The sequence below is a fragment of the Clostridium sp. Marseille-Q2269 genome (genome assembly GCF_943736985.1).
In the GTDB taxonomy this organism is placed as follows: domain Bacteria; phylum Bacillota; class Clostridia; order Clostridiales; family Clostridiaceae; genus Clostridium_F.
The window spans coordinates 426,400-445,999 of the sequence record NZ_CALSFS010000001.1 but is presented as its reverse complement, the minus strand read 5'-3'; the positions used below and the strand labels follow the sequence as shown (position 1 = coordinate 445,999).

The 19,600-nt window shown below is 26.3% G+C and carries 16 protein-coding genes, 1 pseudogene and 1 riboswitch; of the genes and pseudogenes, 14 read left to right on the top strand and 3 right to left on the bottom strand.

Annotated features, from left to right (window positions below):
- Positions 1–143: 143 nt before the first annotated feature.
- Both NGI68_RS01935 and NGI68_RS01930 read left to right on the top strand, forming a co-directional pair.
- A complete protein-coding gene (locus NGI68_RS01935; protein WP_251859796.1) occupies positions 144–359 on the top strand; it encodes a hypothetical protein in 216 nt (71 codons plus the stop codon).
- A gap of 37 nt (positions 360–396) precedes the next feature.
- On the top strand, positions 397–825 hold the full coding sequence (locus NGI68_RS01930; protein WP_251859795.1) for an HIT family protein: 429 nt from the start codon (positions 397–399) through the stop codon (positions 823–825).
- Positions 826–944: 119 nt separating this feature from the next.
- Here NGI68_RS01930 and NGI68_RS01925 read toward each other — a convergent pair whose 3' ends face one another.
- Positions 945–1,307, bottom strand: coding sequence for a phage holin family protein (locus tag NGI68_RS01925; RefSeq protein ID WP_251859794.1), 363 nt, complete (start codon positions 1,305–1,307; stop codon positions 945–947).
- A gap of 306 nt (positions 1,308–1,613) precedes the next feature.
- On the opposite strand from NGI68_RS01925, the gene NGI68_RS01920 reads away from it, so the two are divergent.
- The 5 genes from NGI68_RS01920 (at position 1,614) to NGI68_RS01900 (ending at position 7,658) form a co-directional block, all read left to right on the top strand.
- A complete protein-coding gene (locus NGI68_RS01920) occupies positions 1,614–2,375 on the top strand; it encodes a prepilin peptidase (RefSeq protein ID WP_251859793.1) in 762 nt (253 codons plus the stop codon).
- Between the two features lie 316 nt (positions 2,376–2,691).
- Positions 2,692–3,819: a YibE/F family protein gene (locus NGI68_RS01915; RefSeq protein WP_251859792.1), complete on the top strand. Its 1,128-nt coding sequence runs from the start codon at positions 2,692–2,694 to the stop codon at positions 3,817–3,819.
- A 156-nt stretch (positions 3,820–3,975) separates the two neighbouring features.
- Positions 3,976–4,425 carry a LytTR family DNA-binding domain-containing protein gene (locus NGI68_RS01910; RefSeq protein WP_251859791.1) on the top strand — a complete coding sequence of 150 codons (450 nt, stop codon included), beginning with the start codon at positions 3,976–3,978 and terminating at the stop codon, positions 4,423–4,425.
- A 1-nt stretch (position 4,426) separates the two neighbouring features.
- Positions 4,427–4,855 (top strand): DUF3021 domain-containing protein, encoded by a 429-nt coding sequence (locus tag NGI68_RS01905; protein ID WP_251859790.1) that lies wholly within the window; start codon positions 4,427–4,429, stop codon positions 4,853–4,855.
- Between the two features lie 232 nt (positions 4,856–5,087).
- Positions 5,088–7,658, top strand: coding sequence for a 3'-5' exonuclease (locus NGI68_RS01900; RefSeq protein ID WP_251859789.1), 2,571 nt, complete (start codon positions 5,088–5,090; stop codon positions 7,656–7,658).
- 985 nt (positions 7,659–8,643) lie between these two features.
- On the opposite strand, the gene NGI68_RS01895 is transcribed toward NGI68_RS01900, so the two are convergent.
- Positions 8,644–9,459: a cell wall hydrolase gene (locus tag NGI68_RS01895; RefSeq protein WP_251859788.1), complete on the bottom strand. Its 816-nt coding sequence runs from the start codon at positions 9,457–9,459 to the stop codon at positions 8,644–8,646.
- 4 nt (positions 9,460–9,463) lie between these two features.
- A riboswitch (cyclic di-AMP (ydaO/yuaA leader) is annotated at positions 9,464–9,588 on the bottom strand.
- Between the two features lie 637 nt (positions 9,589–10,225).
- Here NGI68_RS01895 and rbr point away from each other — a divergent pair.
- Positions 10,226–10,811: pseudogene (rbr, locus tag NGI68_RS01890) on the top strand (rubrerythrin).
- Positions 10,812–11,043: 232 nt separating this feature from the next.
- Here rbr and ptsG read toward each other — a convergent pair.
- Complete coding sequence (gene ptsG, locus NGI68_RS01885) at positions 11,044–13,074, bottom strand: glucose-specific PTS transporter subunit IIBC (protein ID WP_251859787.1); 2,031 nt, start codon at positions 13,072–13,074, stop codon at positions 11,044–11,046.
- A 399-nt stretch (positions 13,075–13,473) separates the two neighbouring features.
- Here ptsG and uppS point away from each other — a divergent pair, with 399 nt between their 5' ends.
- The 6 genes from uppS (at position 13,474) to NGI68_RS01855 (ending at position 19,511) form a co-directional block, all read left to right on the top strand.
- On the top strand, positions 13,474–14,121 hold the full coding sequence (uppS, locus tag NGI68_RS01880; protein ID WP_251859786.1) for a polyprenyl diphosphate synthase: 648 nt from the start codon (positions 13,474–13,476) through the stop codon (positions 14,119–14,121).
- A 357-nt stretch (positions 14,122–14,478) separates the two neighbouring features.
- Entirely contained in the window at positions 14,479–14,859 is a 381-nt protein-coding gene (locus NGI68_RS01875) for a hypothetical protein (RefSeq protein WP_251859785.1), read from the top strand.
- Positions 14,860–15,164: 305 nt separating this feature from the next.
- On the top strand, positions 15,165–15,602 hold the full coding sequence (locus tag NGI68_RS01870) for an Rrf2 family transcriptional regulator (RefSeq protein WP_251859784.1): 438 nt from the start codon (positions 15,165–15,167) through the stop codon (positions 15,600–15,602).
- Between the two features lie 181 nt (positions 15,603–15,783).
- Positions 15,784–17,715: an anaerobic carbon-monoxide dehydrogenase catalytic subunit gene (gene cooS / locus NGI68_RS01865; protein ID WP_251859783.1), complete on the top strand. Its 1,932-nt coding sequence runs from the start codon at positions 15,784–15,786 to the stop codon at positions 17,713–17,715.
- A 43-nt stretch (positions 17,716–17,758) separates the two neighbouring features.
- Positions 17,759–18,202, top strand: coding sequence for a 4Fe-4S dicluster domain-containing protein (locus NGI68_RS01860; RefSeq protein ID WP_251859782.1), 444 nt, complete (start codon positions 17,759–17,761; stop codon positions 18,200–18,202).
- 85 nt (positions 18,203–18,287) lie between these two features.
- On the top strand, positions 18,288–19,511 hold the full coding sequence (locus tag NGI68_RS01855) for an NAD(P)/FAD-dependent oxidoreductase (RefSeq protein ID WP_251859781.1): 1,224 nt from the start codon (positions 18,288–18,290) through the stop codon (positions 19,509–19,511).
- Positions 19,512–19,600: the final 89 nt, after the last annotated feature.

Here is a 19,600-nt window from a genome sequence, read left to right as displayed (position 1 = left end):
CTAATTTATAAAAAAAGTTAAAGTAAGAGACTGTTTTATTTGTATAGATGTACTCTTACTTTATTTTTGTTTTGGACATGAAGTAATTTATAGGTTATTATAAATATATAAGGTTATATTTGTTAGCGATTGGGGGAAAATAAATGAAGATAAACAAGGCAACTGTAACTTTTTTAAAATTTGTAATCTCTTTTATAATATATAAGCTAATAATTGGTTATTTTAATTTTAGCTATAATCTTTTTAGTGACAAATTTAGTATATTAAAGCTTCTTATAGATTTTGCTGGTTGGAGTATAGTATATTTAATAGTACATTTAGTTTTTAAAAAGTTAAGTAAAAGAGAAAAGAGTAGATAAGTATTTATTTTAAATTTTTATAATAAAGGAGATAAACATGATAAGCACTACTGAAAATTGCATTTTTTGCAAGATGATAAACCATGAGAAAAGCGCCAATATAGTATATGAAAATGACTTAGTTTGTTGTTTGTTGGCAGATGAACCTATTAATGAAGGACATATGCTTATAGTCCCTAAAAAACATTATTTAGATTTAGATGAAATGGATGATAAAACGTGTAAAGAAATAATGGCATTATCAAAAATTATGGTAAAAATATTAAAAAATACATATAAACCAGATGGATATAGCATAATGCAAAATGGTGGAACTTTTAATAATATGGGTCACTATAATATGCATTTATTCCCAAGATATAAAGGCGATAGCTTTAGTTGGAGTTATGGAGAAGAAGATAATAGCACTCTTACAATTGTAAAAGAAAAAATACAACAACAACTTAAAGAATACATAGTAAAATAAATATAAAATTAGAAAGTCTGTTATAATTAATGCTAAATAATTATATAAATAGTTAATTTATATTTAAATAAAAACTACTTAGATGTAAAATACATCTAAGTAGTTTTTGTTTTATAGATTTACATAAACCTTCCTGGAATTATAGCATCTATAATTCCAATAACTAAAGCTGCAATTAAAGCACCTATTATAGAAACTCTCATGGTTGGTACTAAAAATTGAGCTAAATATATGACTATAGCTGATACAATAAAGCCTTTTATTCCTTTACCAAAAGGAGATGCATCTACTCCCATAAATTTTTCTATTAAATAATCTATAGCACTTATGATTACAGCAGCTAATAAAACTGCCCAAAAACCACTTATAGTAAAACCAGGTGTTAAAAATGCAGTTATAGATAAAACAATCATAGCTACTATTAATCTTATAATGTATCCCATTATACCGTTTGAATTATTATTATTTTTTCTTTCATCCATTTTTCATACCTCCAATTTGAATTAAAATTATGACTATGTATATTTTGTGCATTATTTTTAAAAATATTATAAAATCATATATTAAATTTATATAAATATAAAAATTAAGATTTTTTTAAAATTTAATTTGATTTTAATGTTTAATAAATCATCCATATTGTATTTAAAGCTATATTATGATGATTAAAAGATATAACAATAATAAATTCACTTTAATAAATAAAAAATATATGGATATAATTAGAAATAAAAATAGTGATTAAATAACATTGTAAAAATGTTACAAATTTTAATAGGAGGTTTGAAATGAATATAATAATCTTAATTTTAGGACTAATTATGGGAAGCTTTCTAAATGTTTGTATTTATAGAATTCCTAAAGAAGAGTCTATAATTTATCCACCTTCTTATTGTGAAGAATGTGGATCAGATATAAAATCATACAATTTAATCCCAGTAGTAAGTTATATATTTTTAAAAGGTAGATGCAAGTCTTGTAAAAGTAAAATATCATTAAGATATCCATTAGTAGAGATATTAACAGCTATATTATTTTTAGAAGTATATAACATATGTGGCATGAGCTTTAATTTCATTAAATATACTACATTTATTTCTTTTATAATTGTTATAGGATTGATAGATTTAGATACTAAATATGTGTATAGTAAAACAACTATAAGTGCTATGATAATAGCATTAATATTTATACTAATTGAAAAATTTTACTTAGGATATAGTATAAAAACATACATATATTCAGTAATATTATGTATTACCATTATAGGTACTATAATTTTTATTACAAAAGGAATGGGAAGTGGAGATTTAGATATATATATAATAGTTTCTTTATTTTTGGGATTTAAAATTACTTCTATGACTTTATTTTTCTCTTTTATTTTTGGAGCATTCATAGGAATTATACTTATAACTTTAAACAAGAAGAATAGAAAAGATGTTGTCTCATTTGGACCTTTTATAGCTATGGCATCTATATTTTCTATATTATTCGGAGATAAATTACTTTTATTTTATATATCTTTTATAACTACTAAAATATATTAAATGTCAGTTTAATTAAATAATTTTATAAATATATTATATACCCATAACGCATAATATAATTTAATATCAAAATAGCAGTAAATTGGGTAAAGTATAAGATAATTTTAAAAATAATTGTTATAATGATTATTTTTAAAAAAATATGAAATAAATCTATATAATTAAAGCAAGATTAAGTATATATTATTATACAAAATATTAATAATTTGCTACAAATACATGTGTTATAATTAGACCTGTATATTTAAAAATAAACAGTAAGTATTAATATTAATTCATTACATTATTAAAGGAATTACTATAGGAGATGAAAAAAATGGATTTAAAAGATATAGTAAAAAGAAGTTTAAAGAAATTAACTAAATCTGATATTAAAATAATAATTTTAACCATTATAGTTATAATAGGTATGCTAATGCCTAGTCAGTACATAAGAAATGAAGCTATACATGGAAAGATTATAGAATTAGAAAATAATGATGGTGATAAAAGGCAGTTATCTAGAAGCAAAGTAAAGGTACAAATTTTAAATGGTAAATATAAAAATAAAGTAATAGATATGGATAATTTAGTTAGTGATAAAACTTATCATGAAACTTATGCTAAAAAGGGAAATGAAGTTTTAATAAATATAGAAGAAGATAACAAAGGAAACATAAAGAAATCATATATATATGAAGTGGTAAGATACAAATATTTAAAAGGAATAATTATATTATTTTTAGTTCTATTGAGCATTTTAGGTGGAATGCAAGGTATACGTTCAGTTTTAGCATTACTTATAACTACATATGCAGTACTCAAAATACTTATACCATTAATAATGTTAGGATTTAATCCTATATTAATATCTATAATTATATGTATAGGAGTAAGTGTTTTAAATTTACTTATAATAAGTGGTAAAAACAAAAAAAGTTTTGCAGCAATTATAGGAACTTTAGGAGGAGTAATGGTAGCTGGGATTATAGCTCTTATAAGTAGTAATGTAATTCAAGTAATAGGTCTTACAGATGAGGAAGCTCAAATGCTCATATATATAACTGGAAATCCAAAATTTAATTTTAGAGGATTATTATTTTCAGGAATACTTATGGGAGCTTTAGGAGCAGTAATGGATATAAGTATGTCTATAGCATCATCTATGAAGGAAGTAAAAATAAATAATCCCAATATAAGTAAGAAACAGCTTGTAAAAGCAGGATTTAATGTGGGAAGAGATATAATGGGAACTATGGCAAACACTCTTATTTTAGCCTACGCAGGAGGAGCTATGTATACTTTATTACTTATATCTTCCTATCAACTGCCATTTGAAAGAATGTTAAATCAAGATGTGATGGCAGCAGAAATAATACAAGCTTTATGTGGCAGTATAGGATTAATATTTACAATACCTATAACTACTTTAGCTGTAAGCTTAATAGGTATAGATAAGGAATGATTGTATAGAATTTAATAATTTAATGGGACAGTCTTTAAATATTAAGGATCTGTCCCTAATTTATTACCGTTTATATAAAATAAGTTACCACTTGTTGTTATTTTATACTATATAACACATATATCACCTATAATAAAATTAGAGGAGGGATAATAATTGAAAATTGATATTGAAATTGATGAAGGAATTAAAGAAACAAGGGTGGTTATATATACTAGTGAAATTACAGAAGAAGTACAGGGCGTTTTAAATAATTTAAAAAGAACTCAACAAAAGCATATTGTAGCCACAAAACAAGAAAGAATATATATTTTAAATCCCGATGATATATATTATTTCTATAGTGAATCTGGAAAAGTATTTGTGCAAGTGCATAATGAAAACTATGAGATAAAAGATAAGCTTTATAAATTAGAAGAATTTTTTAAAGGGACTTCTTTTATAAGAATTTCTAAATCAGCTATTGCTAATGTAGATAAAGTTAAAAATTTAGAGATATTTTTTAATGGTAGTATGAGTATAAACTTCATAAATGGCAAACAAGAATATATATCAAGAAGATATGTGTCTAAAATTAAAGAATATTTAAATATGGGAGGAAAATAGAGTGCATTATTTAAAGAAAGGATTAAAAAGGGGCTTATATGGTATAACTATAGGGGTATTTATAAACCAAATTATTTTTGCAATTATAGCTTTAAAGGAAGGATTACGTGGAACAGTAGACGTTAATATGATGTTTAATCAGTTTATAATATCAGTTATATTAGGTTTTGGACTTGCAGCTTTATCTATTGTATTTGATGTAGAACATTGGAGTTCATTAAAGCAAACAGTGGCGCACTTTATAATTTTTAGTTTTATATATTTTCCTATAGCTATTTATGGTGGATGGATGCCAGGTCGAAATATAGCACGATTAAAGTTTGTTGCTTTTTATATAATTATATATATAGTAGCATGGTTTATTTTAAAAGCTTATTGGAAGAGGAAGGCAATAGAGATCAATAAGACATTAGAGTTAAGACGTAAATAAAGAATTTAAATATTGATTCATATTATATAATTTTATGTTCAAAATATTTAAAATACAATGTCTTTAAGATAAAAAAGATTTATTATAAGATTATGCATCGGAAAGATAGGTACACTTTGATAAAAGCATTTAATAATATAGCCACTGTTAATAAAAATTGAAAAGTAAATAGAACTTTACAAATAATAGAGCTAAATATGATAGAATATAAAATATATGGGAGGTGTATCCTATGTCAAATATAGATTTTAACGACAAACAACAAAAAGTAATAAATACATTAGACAAAAATATACTTCTTTTATCTTCAGCAGGAACAGGAAAGACCAAGACATTAAGCATGAGAATAGGTAATATAATAGATAAAAATCTAGCTATTGGAGATGAAATACTTTGTTTAACATTTACTAATAGAGCTTGTAAGGAAATGAAGGAAAAAATAATAGAGACCGTAGGAAAAGAAGGATTAAAAATTAATGTAAGAACTTTTCATGGTTTTTGTTTCGATATAATAAAAAAAGAAGCTAAAAAAAATACAGATATTTCTTTTGATTTTACCATATATGATGAGGAAGATACAAAAGAAATAATAAATGAGTTAAATCCTTATAAATTTAACGTTTCTTGCCTTCAAAGATTTATAAATATGGTTAAAGAAAAAAGCATAAATTATAAGGAAAGAAATTATAAAGATGTTATAGATGGTATGGTAAAATACAATGCAAATATTTTTAATGATATATGTAAAAATCAAAAGTATATGGTAGATAAAACTTTAGTAGATTATTTAAAGATATATGGATATTTAATGGTAACAACTTATGATAAGAAATTATATGAAAGACACGGATTAGATTTTAATGATTTAATAATTAAAGTTTATGATTTATTTAGAAACGAAAGTATATATACATATTGGAGAAAAAAATATAAATTTATTCATATAGATGAAGTACAAGATACCAGTGAAATAGAGTATGAAATAGTATCAAAACTATTTGAAAATAATAATATAATGATGAGTGGTGACTATTACCAAACCATATATGAATGGAGAGGATCTAATCCATCTATAATATTTGATAAGTATAAAAAAGAATATAATCCAGAATTTATAGTTTTTGATAAGAATTATAGATCATCAGAAATATTGTTAAAAGCATCTTATGAATTTTTAGTAAATGCTTTTGGTGAAGGGGTTAATGAAATATATAAAGAAGGTATAGAGCCTAAAGTCAATATAAAGGGAGAATTAATACAGTTTAGGGAAGCTTATGATACTATGGCAGAAGCAGATTTTATATTTAATAAAATAAAATCATTAAAGGTAGAAAATCTTTCGAAAATTGCTATACTAACTAGAAATAATAGAATAAATATAGCGTTAAGTGAAAAGTTTAAAATACTAAACTCTAAGATTCCAAAGGAAGAAAGAATAGGATTTCTTTTAGTAGATGAATTTAAATTTTTTAGGAGAGAGGAAATAAAAGATGTGTTAGCCTATTTAAAACTTATAGTAAATGATTTTGATAACAATAGGTTTAAAAGGATAATAAAGAAAATTGGAAGAGGAATAGGAGAAAAGACCATAGAGGAAATAGAAAAAGAGGAAAATATAAGATCAGGTGTAAGACTTACAGATTTAATTAATAAAAATACTCAAGAATATGGAGATTATTATGAACTTTTAATTAGGGAATTAGACAGCAAAAATGTAGTGATTTTTGATGTGGAGAGTACAGGTATTAATACTACATTGGATGAAATTGTACAAATTGCAGCAATTAAAATAAATAATAAAGGAGAAGTAATAGAAAGTTTCCAAAGATTTTTGATTCCATGTAAGTCTGTAGGAGATTCTTATTTGGTTCATGGTTTTAGTGATGAATTTTTAAAACAAAAAGGAGAAAATAAGAAAGTAGTTTTAAAAGACTTTTTGGAATTTATAAAAGATACAGTGATAATAGGGCATAATGTAACTTTTGATATAAGCATATTAAATAGTGAACTTAAAAAAATAGGGTTATGGAAAGCAGCATTTAAAACTTATTATGATACATTAGATATAGCTAGAAGATTTTATCCCAATTTAACAAATTATAAATTAGAAACTTTAAGTAATCTATTTAATACAGAAACAAAATCTAGCCATGATGCCATGGATGATATATTAGCTACGAAGGATGTTCTTATGGTTATGTTAAATGAAAAAGTTAAACCAACCATAATAAATAGAATGGGGATTTACAACAAATATATTAAAAAATTCATGCCTATATATGAAGAAATAATGAATTTAAGGGAATTAAGTTATAAAAAAAATCCTAAAGAATTAATAGGAGAAATAGTTAATAAAACAAAGATAAAGGAGACATATAAGGATCAATATATTAAGATAAATAATTTGAGAGAATTTTTTATTATAGCTAAAGAAGTAGAGAATAAAGAGAGTTGTCCAAGAGATAATTTAGTAGAACTTTTAAAGATAACGTCCTTATCTAATAGCGAATTAGATAGAATGCTTATAAAATATCCTAGAGTACCAATAATAACAGTACATCAAGCAAAAGGAGCAGAATTTGACTATGTATTTTTAGCTGGACTTCAAAATAATATATTCCCTAATTATATGTCAATAAAAGAAGGAAATGAAATAGAAGAAAAACGATTATTTTATGTAGCAATGACTAGAGCAAAGAAATCCTTATATTTAAGTTTTTCACAATATGAACATAATAAAAGAAAGGCCAAAAGTATGTTAATAGATTATATACCTGAAAATTATTTGAACTATATAGTATAGATTTTAAATATTAAAAAGCCACACAAGTATAAATGTAATTGTAATGTTTTTACTTGATGTGGCTTTTTATAGAATAATTGAAAGATACATCATATTCCTCTATTAGATTATTTTTATTCATGAGAGACCTCCATAATTTTCATTTGTAATAAAAACTAACCAGATGTTTACAATGTTTTATAAAATTACCTTATTAAAAGAATATATAATTGGTATTTAAAATTATTCAGACAAGCATTCGCTTAAGCATTCTTCTATAATGTCTGGTGTTAAATTTATTAAAATTTCTTTATCCATTAGACCACCTCCTTGTAAATCTTTTAAATAAAAAAAATTATATATAAATACAAAAGTGCATAAATATATAATCTCTAAAATATATTGTACTTTTTGCCTAAGAGTTTTATATAAATACCCTTACAAAATACAGTATAACATATATTTAAAAAAATAACAATTATTTAAAATAATGAAGTTAATGTTAATTTTATTTAGGGAAAAAGCTGATATTATAGATAGCATTATTATTAAAATCAAAATAATATATATAATTAACTTGTATATTTATCAATACAGTAATTAAAATTATTATAATAGGAATCAGATTAGAATTTATAACTGCCTATGCGTCTATCTATATTTACATACCCTTTAGCTATGCCTTAAATTATTTGTCTTTTTAATTGTTGGTGTATAGGTATGTGAGATTCAAAGTCTATTTGTAGAATCAATAATAATCACCACCTCTTATGTATGTTATAGTATAAAATACATAAAAAAGTTTCTCTTACAAAATAGTACATAATGTTAACTTTAAATAAGGAAAATGTACACTTATAAGAGAAACTTTTTTATATTATTAGTATAAGGGGTATATATAAAATTGATATAATTTTAAGCATTTTAATAAATTTCTAATGAAAAAGTTTTTAATTATATTATGTATATAATAATATTTTTAATATTTATCTTTTTATAGTTAATATTATTTAGCATAAATCATTTTACCAATTTTAACTGTTACAGGTTTGGCTTTAAGCCATTTGTTTGTAGCTGTATTATCAAAATAGTATAATGCACCTTTGCTTGGATCAGAACCATATAAAGCTTCTTTAGTAGCTTTTTTTGATGTTTCTGTAGCAGGCTTATTTATCCAACCATTTTTTACAGGTGTAAATTGGTAGTGACCATCACTTTTATCATTAATAACTGCTGAAATATTATTTGGGAATTTTGAACTTTTTATTCTATTTATTACTACTGATGCTACGGCTACTTGGGCACTATAAGGCTCACTTTGGGCTTCAGATGTTATGAGTCTAGCTAATAGATCTAAATCTGATGATGTGTAACTTACTACAGATTTTGTAGCTGGAATTTTATTAGCAGCTTTTGTAGTAGTAGGTTTACTGGCCTTATTGTTAGTAGTTAGAGTATTAGAAATTTTTCCTGGCATATTTAAAACTTGACCCGGATAAATCATGTTGTCCCATTTATTATTTACTTTCCTTAAATCATATAAATTTAATTTATGCGCTTTTGAAATTAAAAACAAGCTATCTCCACTTTTTACTGTATAAGTGTTACACGGTATATTCAGAACTTGTCCTGATTGAATTTGTAGTTCTTTAAGATTATTATTTTTAATAATGCTGTCTGAGGATAAGCCAAATAACTGACCTATTTTATATAAAGAATCACCAGAAGTTACTTTATACTCCCCAGCAAAAGCTGTGCTAGATAAACTTATACATAAGGTTAATGTAGCTAAAAATGTTTTTAATGAATTATGTTTAGTCATTAGTTAAATCCCTCCATAGTGCCTCCCAGGTTAGTTGACGGGTTTGGGCTAGAGGTACCCTACTCTTTAGGAGATTCACCCCAAAAATATCCCCGGTACTTCATAAAGAAGATTCGGCATGATTTTATTAAATTCATTTAGTCACATTCTAACAAAGTTTTTAAAAGCTTGTCTATATAAAATATATGGAATAACAGGAATAGTAGGGGGCGTATACAATTATGAACCATGTATTTTAGAATATTTAACTATAAAAGTATATTAATTGAGAAATCAAGTAGTGTATTAATAAAGAATTTCTATTTGATGCTAAATTTTTTTATTGGATATAATGGATATGAAATATTAAATTGCTAATATTATGATATGATTTAAATAAACGAGTTTTGATTAATAATAATTTTAAAATAGATAAATGGAGAATAGTAAATATAAATTATAAAAAACACAAGAGTATGTAAATAAATTAAGTACAAATATTTAATTTTATAATTTCTAAAATTATTAGAGGAATTTTAATAAGAATATAGAAATTAATAAAGTATTGGAATCTTTTACATTATTAATTTGTAATAAAAATAGAATTCATATATAAACATAATGGATAATTATTATTTATTAGTAATTAATATTGACAAATAATTATTGCTAATATATAATATAATTATGGTGAAAAGTTAAATTAAGTTATTGAATTGTTCATTAAAGAACATTAACTATATGACAATATAAAATAATATACAAATATATAATAGGAGGGTTTTTTATGAAATCATTAAGAGGAACAAAAACAGCAGAGAATTTATTAAAATCTTTTGCAGGAGAATCTCAAGCAAGAGGAAGATATACTTATTATGCTAGTGTAGCTAAAAAGAAGGATTCTTACAAATTTCAAAAATTTTTATAGAAACAGCAGAACAAGAAAAGAACATGCTAAGAGATTTTATAAATTTTTAAAAGAAGATCTTCAAGGAGACGCTATTGAAATAACTGCTTCTTATCCAGTAGCATTATATGATAATACTGCAGACAATCTAAAAGCAGCTGCTTCTGGAGAAAATGAAGAATGGTCAGAATTATATCCAACTTTTGCAAAAGTAGCAAGAGAAGAAGGATTTACAGAAGTTGCAGTAGCTTATGATATGATATCAAAAGTAGAAAAAGAACATGAAAAAAGATATCTTAAATTATTAGAAAATGTTGAAAATGATAAAGTATTTAAAAAGGATGAAAAAGTGCTTTGGAAGTGTAGCAACTGTGGATTTATCTATGAAGGAACTGCAGCACCAGAAAAATGTCCAGCATGTTTACATCCAAAATCTTATTTTGAATTAGCATGTGAAAATTATTAATATATAGATTGTAATAATGTAGATATATTAAAACTTCAATCTGTAAGATCTTAAAAATATTAAATATTATGTTGAATATAAAAAGCTATGAAATATCAGGTCAATACCTTGTTTCATAGCTTTTATCTTATAATGCAGTCATAATTAAGAGTAATAGTATAAAATATTATTAAAATAATAGGCTTAAATCCCATTAAACATTAGATTTAAGCCTACTTTTCAATGCTTATTATTATTTTATTTTAACTATATTTTCTTCTTTAGCTTTTACATCTTTACCAAGTTTAACAATTTCTAGCTTTTGATCTTCAGCTAAATTAGTAAATATTATTGGAGTTATTATTGAAGGAACTTTATCTTTAATCTTGTCAATATCTACCTTTAATATTGGATCTCCAGCTTTAACTTTAGCATCTTGTTCTATTAATGCTTCTAAGCCTTCACCTTTAAGATTAACTGTATCTATTCCGAAGTGGATTAAAAGTTCAAGTCCGTTATCTGCTGTTATACCTATAGCATGTTTAGTTGGGAATAATGTAGTTATTACACCATCTACAGGGGATACTACAGTTCCATTTTTAGGTTCTATAGCAAATCCATCACCCATCATTTTTTGAGAAAATACTTCGTCAGGAACATCTGTTATAGGGATTATTTTACCTTCTAATGGAGCTATAAATTTATCATTAGAAGAAACTTTTACAGTTTCTTTTTTTGGTTCTTCTATATCTATGTCATCAACAATAACTTTTCCTGCTATAACGTCTTTAATTTGTTCTTTTAAATTATCAGATTTAGGTCCGAAGATAGCTTGGAAACTGTTACCTACTTGCATAACACCAGATGCACCTAAGTTTTTAAGTTCAGCTTTATCTACTTTTGCAGCATCATTTACATCTACACGCAAACGAGTTATACAAGCATCTAGGTTTGCTAGATTTTCTTTTCCACCTAAAGCTTTTAATACTGCTGCTGCTAATTTACCACCTTTAACATTAGTTACAGCTCCCGCTTCAGAGTCATCTTCACGGCCTGGAGTTTTTAAATTCCATTTTCTAATGGCAAATCTAAATCCAAAGTAGTAGATTACTGAGAAACATAAACCTATAGGAATTACAAGCCACCATTTAGTTCTATTTGGAACAACACCAAATATTAAGAAATCAATTATACCACCAGAGAATGTCATACCAATTTTGATGTTTAACATTTGCATAACCATGAAGGATAATCCTGCAAATACACAGTGAATTCCGAATAATACTGGTGCAACAAATAAGAATGAAAATTCAATTGGTTCTGTTATACCTGTTAAGAATGAAGTTAAAGCTGCAGATGCCATTATACCACCAACAAGAGCTTTCTTTTCAGGTTTAGCTTCTTGATATATAGCTAAAGCTGCTGCTGGAAGACCAAACATCATGAATGGGAATTTACCAGTCATAAATGTACCTGCTGTAAGAGGAGCGTGATCTTTAATTTGTTGAAAGAATATAGCTTGATCTCCGTTTATAACTTGACCTGCTTTATTTATATATTCACCAAATTGGAACCAGAATGGGTTATACCAAATATGATGTAATCCAAATGGGATTAATGCTCTTTCAATAACACCGAATAAGAAAGCTGCCACTGTTCTATTTGCATCTATCATATTATGTGAGAATGAATTTAATCCATGTTGAATTGGAGGCCAAATAACTACCATTATTAAACCAACAATTATAGCAACTGCTGCAGTTATTATAGGAACAAATCTTTTACCTGCAAAGAATCCTAAATATGAAGGTAATTCTATACTATGAAATTTATTATATAATGATGCCGCAATAATACCAATTATAATACCGCCAAACACTCCAGTTTGTAGTGTAGGAATACCTAAAACATTTGCAAACTCAGGATGAGCTCTTCCTATTAATTCAGGAGTTACTCCTGCTACAAGTCCCATAGTAGTATTCATTATTAAGAAACCAACTATGGCTGCAAGTCCTGCAACGCCTTCACCTGCTGCTAATCCCACAGCAACACCTACTGCAAAGATTAAAGCTAAGTTAGCGAAAATGATATTACCTGATTGTTCCATAACTTTTGCAAAAGCTTGAAATCCAGTTGAACCAAAGGCTGGAGCAAGTTTTAAAAAGTCAGGGTTTTGGAACATGTTACCAAATGCTAATAATATTCCTGCTGCAGGTAATAAAGCAACTGGAAGCATAAGGGATTTACCTACTTTTTGTAAGGTACCAAATGATTTTTTAAACATTTATATTTCTCCTTCCATATATTAAATTATTTTATTAATAATATTGTTTACTAAAATACAAAAGGCATGAGCAAAACTTTAAATAAGATTAAAAAGTATAAAATATACCTATAGTAACCTTAAAGCTTTACTCATGCCTGATCGAATCAGTAACACGTAAACTTAACTATTAAATTTAACTATCATAGTATATCATATAGTTTTTTTATTATCAATATGAATTTTAAAAAAAATTTAAAATGTATTTAAATTTTATTCTTATTTTTATGCAATATTAAAGATTGAAATTTGTAATGAAATATCTAATTTTAGATGCAAGAAAGTGATAATATGTTTAAAATTTACATTATTGTAAATACTAATGGTAACTAAAAAAAGCAATTTAAAGGAGGATAATTTATGAGATTACCAAAGCATGTAGGTATAATTCCGGATGGAAATAGAAGATGGGCTAATAATAAAGGGATAGAAAAACAGTGTGGATACGATTTTGGTTTAAACCCTGGACTTATGCTATTTAGGCTTTGTAAAGCTGCAGGAATAAATGAGATTACATATTATGGATTTACTACAGATAATACTAAAAGACCTAGAGTTCAAAGAGAAGCCTTTACTAAGGCCTGTATTGATGCAGTAAATATGTTGTGTAATGAAGATGTTTCATTACTTGTGGTAGGAAATACCCAATCACCAATGTTTCCTAAAGAGCTTCTTTGTTATACTAAGAAAAGAAAAGTGTTTAATAAAGGGACAATAAAGGTAAATTTTTTGGTTAACTATGGTTGGGAATGGGATATTAAAGCTTTAGAAAATAATAAATTAAGTAGTAGAACTAAAATAAATGAAAATATAAGATCTACGGATATATCTAGAGTAGACTTAATAATAAGATGGGGAGGCAGGAGAAGGTTAAGTGGATTTTTACCTATACAATCAGTATATTCTGATTTTTATATAATAGAAGATTATTGGCCAGATTTTAAACCAGAACATTTTTATAAAGCATTAAAATGGTATGAAGAGCAGGATATAACTTTAGGTGGCTAAGCACATCTACAAATTATAATCTTTTAAACTTATTATTATAACTGTCATTTGGATATAGTACTAAAATAATATTATTAAAATGTAAAATTAAAAAGAAATTATTGTAAATTTCAAATAAATATGCTAGAAATATAGTTTTTTCATTTTAAATAAGAGATAAAATATAGAATTAGACATAAGCGCATGTTAAATACAACTCATTAAATGTAAAAATAATTGTATATATGCAAAATATAGAACATATAAATAATCCTAAGATAGTACCAATAGTATATTGTTATATAAAAATATGGAAACAAAAACAAGTATAAAGCATAGCATAATACTGTAATTTAAATTATTTAATGAGGTGTATTTATGAAAGATTGTAAAATGAGTAAGATGCCGGCCAAGATGAAAGAAAAATCAATGGATAAAAAAGACATGAAACATATGATGTATCCAATGGATATGATGGGAATGTGTAATATGATGCCAATGTGCCACATGATGCCAATGCATCAAATGCCTATGGATGGAATGATGAATCCAATGCAATGTATGTGCTTTGTAATGATGCCTTGTTACATGATGGGAATGAATAATCCTATGATGGGAATGAATAATCCTATGATGGGAATGAATAATCCTATGATGTCAAAGGGGATGGATAGAGATATGAGTACTATGGCAATGATGGATCCAATGGAAGATATGAATACTATGGTAATGAATGAAGATTATATAGATATGGAATAGCGTTATTATAGTAAGCATATGTTTTTATCAAAATAAAAAAGTGTAAAGGTACATAAGATAATATATACTATTAAGATGTTTAATCATAAGTAAATTTTACTTTTGAAATTATATATAAATAATAATTTAAACATAATTATGTTTTTGATTTTAATATATCTTAATAGTATATATTTATGTGCCTTAAAATACAAATTTAAAACTAAAATATTTATTAAAAGTTTCCTTAAAATCATTGACAGTTTTATAACAAAGTAGTATATTGAAACTATACTTATTGAGTATAGTTTTTTAGGAGAGTAAATATGAAAATTACACAAGAGGCAGATTATGCTCTAAGAGTAATACTCCATTTATCCAAATTAGGTTATGGAGAAAAAGTGGAGGCTAGAGCTATATCAGAAAACGAAGAATTACCTTTAAGATTTTTATTAAAGCTTTTAAGAAAACTTACCAAGGCAAGAATAGTGATATCATACAGAGGGGTTAAAGGTGGATATGCACTAAATAAGGAACCAAAAGACATAAATCTAAAGGATGTAATAGAAGTTATAGATGGTCCAATTTGTATAAATAGATGTATATATAATCCTGAGTATTGTAATGCAGGTAAGAATGGCAATTGTGAAATACATAGATCTTTATGTAAAATACAAAAAAAGCTTGCCAATGAATTAGAGGCTGTGAATTTTCAAAATATTTTAGATGAAAACAAAGGAACAATTATTCAAGAAATCAAATAATAAATAAAATGTATAAAAACATTTTATTTGTGCAAAAGTATACTTAAAAGGTATACTTTTGCATGTAGATCTAAAATTTTATAAGTAGTAATAAATATAAAAGTTAAGGGAATTAAAAATATTCCTTTTATTAATAAATAAAACTATACCAAAAAGGTAGATATTATAAGGAGGATGGGTTATGTCAATGTATGGAAATTGTAAAACATGTAAATCAGCAGATAAAGTTCTTGAAGGATTTATATCTAATATGGATATGGAAACTTCTCATCATAGGGTGGAAGATCAGAAAATAAAATGTGGTTTTGGTCTTCAAGGAGTTTGCTGTAGACTTTGTGCTAATGGCCCTTGTAGAATAACACCTAAAGCACCAAAAGGAGTATGCGGTGCCAGTGCAGATACTATAGTTGCAAGAAATTTTTTAAGAGCAGTAGCAGCAGGAGCAGGATGTTATCTTCATATAGTAGAAAATACTGCAAGAAACTTAAAATCAACAGGAGAAAATAAGGGCAAAATAAAAGGTGAAAAAGCCTTAGACAGATTAGCAGAAATGTTTGAAATAAAAGAAAGAGATACATACAAAAAAGCAGTTAAAGTAGCTGATATGGTTTTAAAAGATTTATATAAACCAAGATATGAAAAGATGGAAATAGTAGAAAATATGGCCTATAAACCAAGATACGAGAATTGGCAAAAACTTAATATATTACCTGGTGGTGCTAAATCAGAAGTTTTTGATGCTGTAGTAAAAACTTCTACAAATTTAAGCAGTGATCCTGTAGAAATGTTATTACATTGTTTAAATCTTGGAATATCAACAGGTCTTTATGGATTAACTTTAACAAATCTTTTAAATGATGTAATGCTTGGAGAACCGGTTATAAGACCTGCTAAAGTTGGATTTAAAGTTATAGATAAAGATTATATAAATATCATGATAACGGGACATCAACACTCTACTATCGCTCATCTTCAAGATAGATTAATAGAAAAGGATGTAGTAGAATTAGCAAAAAAAGTTGGAGCTAAAGGATTCAGATTAGTTGGATGTACTTGCGTGGGACAAGACTTACAATTGAGAGGAGAACACTATAAAGAAGTATTTTCAGGACATGGTGGAAATAATTTTACTAGTGAAGCTATGATTGCTACAGGAGCTGTAGATGCTATAGTATCAGAGTTTAATTGTACACTACCAGGTATAGAACCTATTACAGAAAAATTAAAAGTAGAAATGATTTGTTTAGATGATGTAGCTAAAAAGGCTAATGCTGAGTATGTAGAATATTCTTATGAAGAAAAAGAAAAAATAAGTGAACATATTATAAAAAAAGCAGCACATGCTTATAAAGAAAGAAGATCAAATATAAAAATAAACATACCGGAAAATCATGGTTTTGATGATGTTATAACTGGAGTAAGTGAAGTTTCTCTTAAAGAATTTTTAGGTGGAACTTGGAAGCCATTATTAGATTTAATATCAAAAGGAAAAATAAAAGGAATAGCTGGAGTTGTAGGATGTTCTAATTTAACAGCTATGGGACATGATGTATTTACAGTAGAATTAACAAAAGAGCTTATAAAAAGAGATATAATAGTTCTTTCAGCAGGATGTTCAAGTGGGGGACTTGAAAATGTAGGATTGATGTCACCATCATCAGCTTCACTTGCAGGGGATAATTTAAGAGAGGTATGTGAAAGCTTAAAGATTCCACCAGTACTTAATTTTGGACCATGCCTTGCTATAGGAAGACTTGAAATTGTAGCTACAGAACTAGCTAAAGATTTAAAAATAGATTTGCCAGAGCTTCCATTAGTGCTTTCAGCTCCACAATGGTTAGAGGAACAAGCTTTAGCAGATGGAGCTTTTGGATTAGCATTAGGATTACCACTACATCTTGCTAAGTCACCATTTATAGGTGGGAGCAAAGTAGTATCTAAAGTTTTAACAGAAGATCTTAAAACCTTAACTGGTGGACAACTAATAATAGAAGATGATGTTAAAAAAGCTGCAGATAAATTAGAGGCAATAATTATAGATAAAAGAGAAAATTTAGGACTTAAGTATTTTGCTAAGATAGTTTCAGAACTTAAAAAAGGTAATACACTATAAATTTTAGGTTAATTCCTATAATAGGGTAAGGGGGTAATCTTTAATGAGAAGGATTATGATAAAAAAGAATTTATGTGAAGGCTGTATGAACTGTGTTTTAGCTTGCATGGCAGAACATAATGGAAAAGGTAAATCCATATATGAATTAGATTTAGAAGATGAAGCTAATGAAAGTAGAAATCACATAGAATTAGATATGCTAGGAAATAAAACCCCTATATTTTGTAGACATTGTGACAATCCAGAATGCGTAAATACTTGTACAACTGGAGCTATGACTAAGAATCCTAAAACTGGTATTGTATCTTATAATGAGGATAAGTGTGCATCATGTTTTATGTGTGTAATGAATTGTCCTTATGGTGTATTAAAATCAGATGAAAAAAATAGTAAAGTTATAATAAAATGCGACTTATGTAGTGAAAGAGAGATACCTAGATGTGTAGAAAACTGTCCTACAGGAGCTATTTATGTAGAAGAAATTTAAATATTAGCTTTAATATAATACTTTTGATTAATAATATAGGTGTTATAATATTATTAGGAATATTAAAATGCAGGAGGTAATTAGCATGAAATATGTGATAATAGGTTCCAGTGCTGGGGGAATTTCAGCAGTAAAAACATTAAGAACATTGGATAAAGATGCTGAAATAGTTATTATTTCTAAAGATGATAAGGTATATTCAAGATGTTTACTCCATCATTTTATAGGTGGAAGTAGAGATGTAGAAAGATTATCTTTCGTAGAAAAGGATTTTTTTGAGAAGTATAATGTGAAATGGATAAAAGGTAATAAAGTACAAAACATAGATATAGACAAAAAGGTAGTAAAAGTAGAAAGTGGAATTGAAGAAAAATATGATAAACTTCTTATAGCATCAGGGTCATATGCATCTATACCACCAATTAAAAATTTAAGAGAGGCAAAAAGAGTATATACTCTAAGAAATTTAGATGATGCAATAGTTATAAAAGAGGAAGCTAAAAAAATTAAAAAAGCAGCAGTAATAGGGGCAGGTCTTGTGGGCATAGATGCCACTATGGGATTAGTAGAGAACAATGTAGAGGTAACTGTTATAGAAATGGGAAATAGGATGCTTCCATTACAATTAGATGAAAGAGCTTCAAAATCCTATGAAGATTTATTTAAACAGCATAATGTTAATATAAAAACTAGTGTAGGTGCAGAAGAAGCATTATTAGATAATAAGGGTAATGTTTGTGGAATAAAATTAAACAATGGAAAAGTAGTGGAGTGCGATATTGTAGTTGTAGCTGCAGGAGTTAGACCTAATGTGGATTTTATAAAAGATGACAGGATAAAGATAGAAAGAGGCATAGTAATAAATGATAATTGTGAAACCACAGGTAAGGATATATATGCGGCTGGAGATGTAACCTTTAGAGCGCCAATATGGCCAATAGCTATGAAACAAGGTAGAACAGCTGCATCCAATATGGCAGGACAAAAGATGGCTTTAGAGGATAATTTTGGAGCAAGAAATTCTATGAACTTTTTAGGTGTATATACTATATCTTTAGGAATAGTAGAGCCTAAAGATGAAAGTTATAAAGTAGATATAATAGATAAAAATGGAGTGTATAAAAAAATAATACACAAAGATGGAATAATATATGGAGCTATACTTCAAGGTGATATAGCTTATGCTGGAGTTTTAACAGAACTTATAAAAAATAAAATAGATATATCAAAAATAAATAAAGATATATTTGATATAAGTTTTGCAGATTTTTATCATATAAAAGAAAATGGGGAATTTAGCTATAAATAATAATAAAATTACAATATGATAAAATCTTTAATATTATAATTATAATAAAAATACTTTTGTGAAAATAGATATTAAAAAATAGTTAAACT

Coding starts and splice junctions, on each gene's coding strand:
- NGI68_RS01935 (WP_251859796.1), top strand. CDS start 144: ATGAAGATAAACAAGGCAACTGTAACTTTTTTAAAATTTGTAATCTCT.
- NGI68_RS01930 (WP_251859795.1), top strand. CDS start 397: ATGATAAGCACTACTGAAAATTGCATTTTTTGCAAGATGATAAACCAT.
- NGI68_RS01925 (WP_251859794.1), bottom strand. CDS start 1,307: ATGGATGAAAGAAAAAATAATAATAATTCAAACGGTATAATGGGATAC.
- NGI68_RS01920 (WP_251859793.1), top strand. CDS start 1,614: ATGAATATAATAATCTTAATTTTAGGACTAATTATGGGAAGCTTTCTA.
- NGI68_RS01915 (WP_251859792.1), top strand. CDS start 2,692: ATGGATTTAAAAGATATAGTAAAAAGAAGTTTAAAGAAATTAACTAAA.
- NGI68_RS01900 (WP_251859789.1), top strand. CDS start 5,088: ATGTCAAATATAGATTTTAACGACAAACAACAAAAAGTAATAAATACA.
- NGI68_RS01895 (WP_251859788.1), bottom strand. CDS start 9,459: ATGACTAAACATAATTCATTAAAAACATTTTTAGCTACATTAACCTTA.
- ptsG (WP_251859787.1), bottom strand. CDS start 13,074: ATGTTTAAAAAATCATTTGGTACCTTACAAAAAGTAGGTAAATCCCTT.
- uppS (WP_251859786.1), top strand. CDS start 13,474: ATGAGATTACCAAAGCATGTAGGTATAATTCCGGATGGAAATAGAAGA.
- NGI68_RS01875 (WP_251859785.1), top strand. CDS start 14,479: ATGAAAGATTGTAAAATGAGTAAGATGCCGGCCAAGATGAAAGAAAAA.
- NGI68_RS01870 (WP_251859784.1), top strand. CDS start 15,165: ATGAAAATTACACAAGAGGCAGATTATGCTCTAAGAGTAATACTCCAT.
- cooS (WP_251859783.1), top strand. CDS start 15,784: ATGTCAATGTATGGAAATTGTAAAACATGTAAATCAGCAGATAAAGTT.
- NGI68_RS01860 (WP_251859782.1), top strand. CDS start 17,759: ATGAGAAGGATTATGATAAAAAAGAATTTATGTGAAGGCTGTATGAAC.
- NGI68_RS01855 (WP_251859781.1), top strand. CDS start 18,288: ATGAAATATGTGATAATAGGTTCCAGTGCTGGGGGAATTTCAGCAGTA.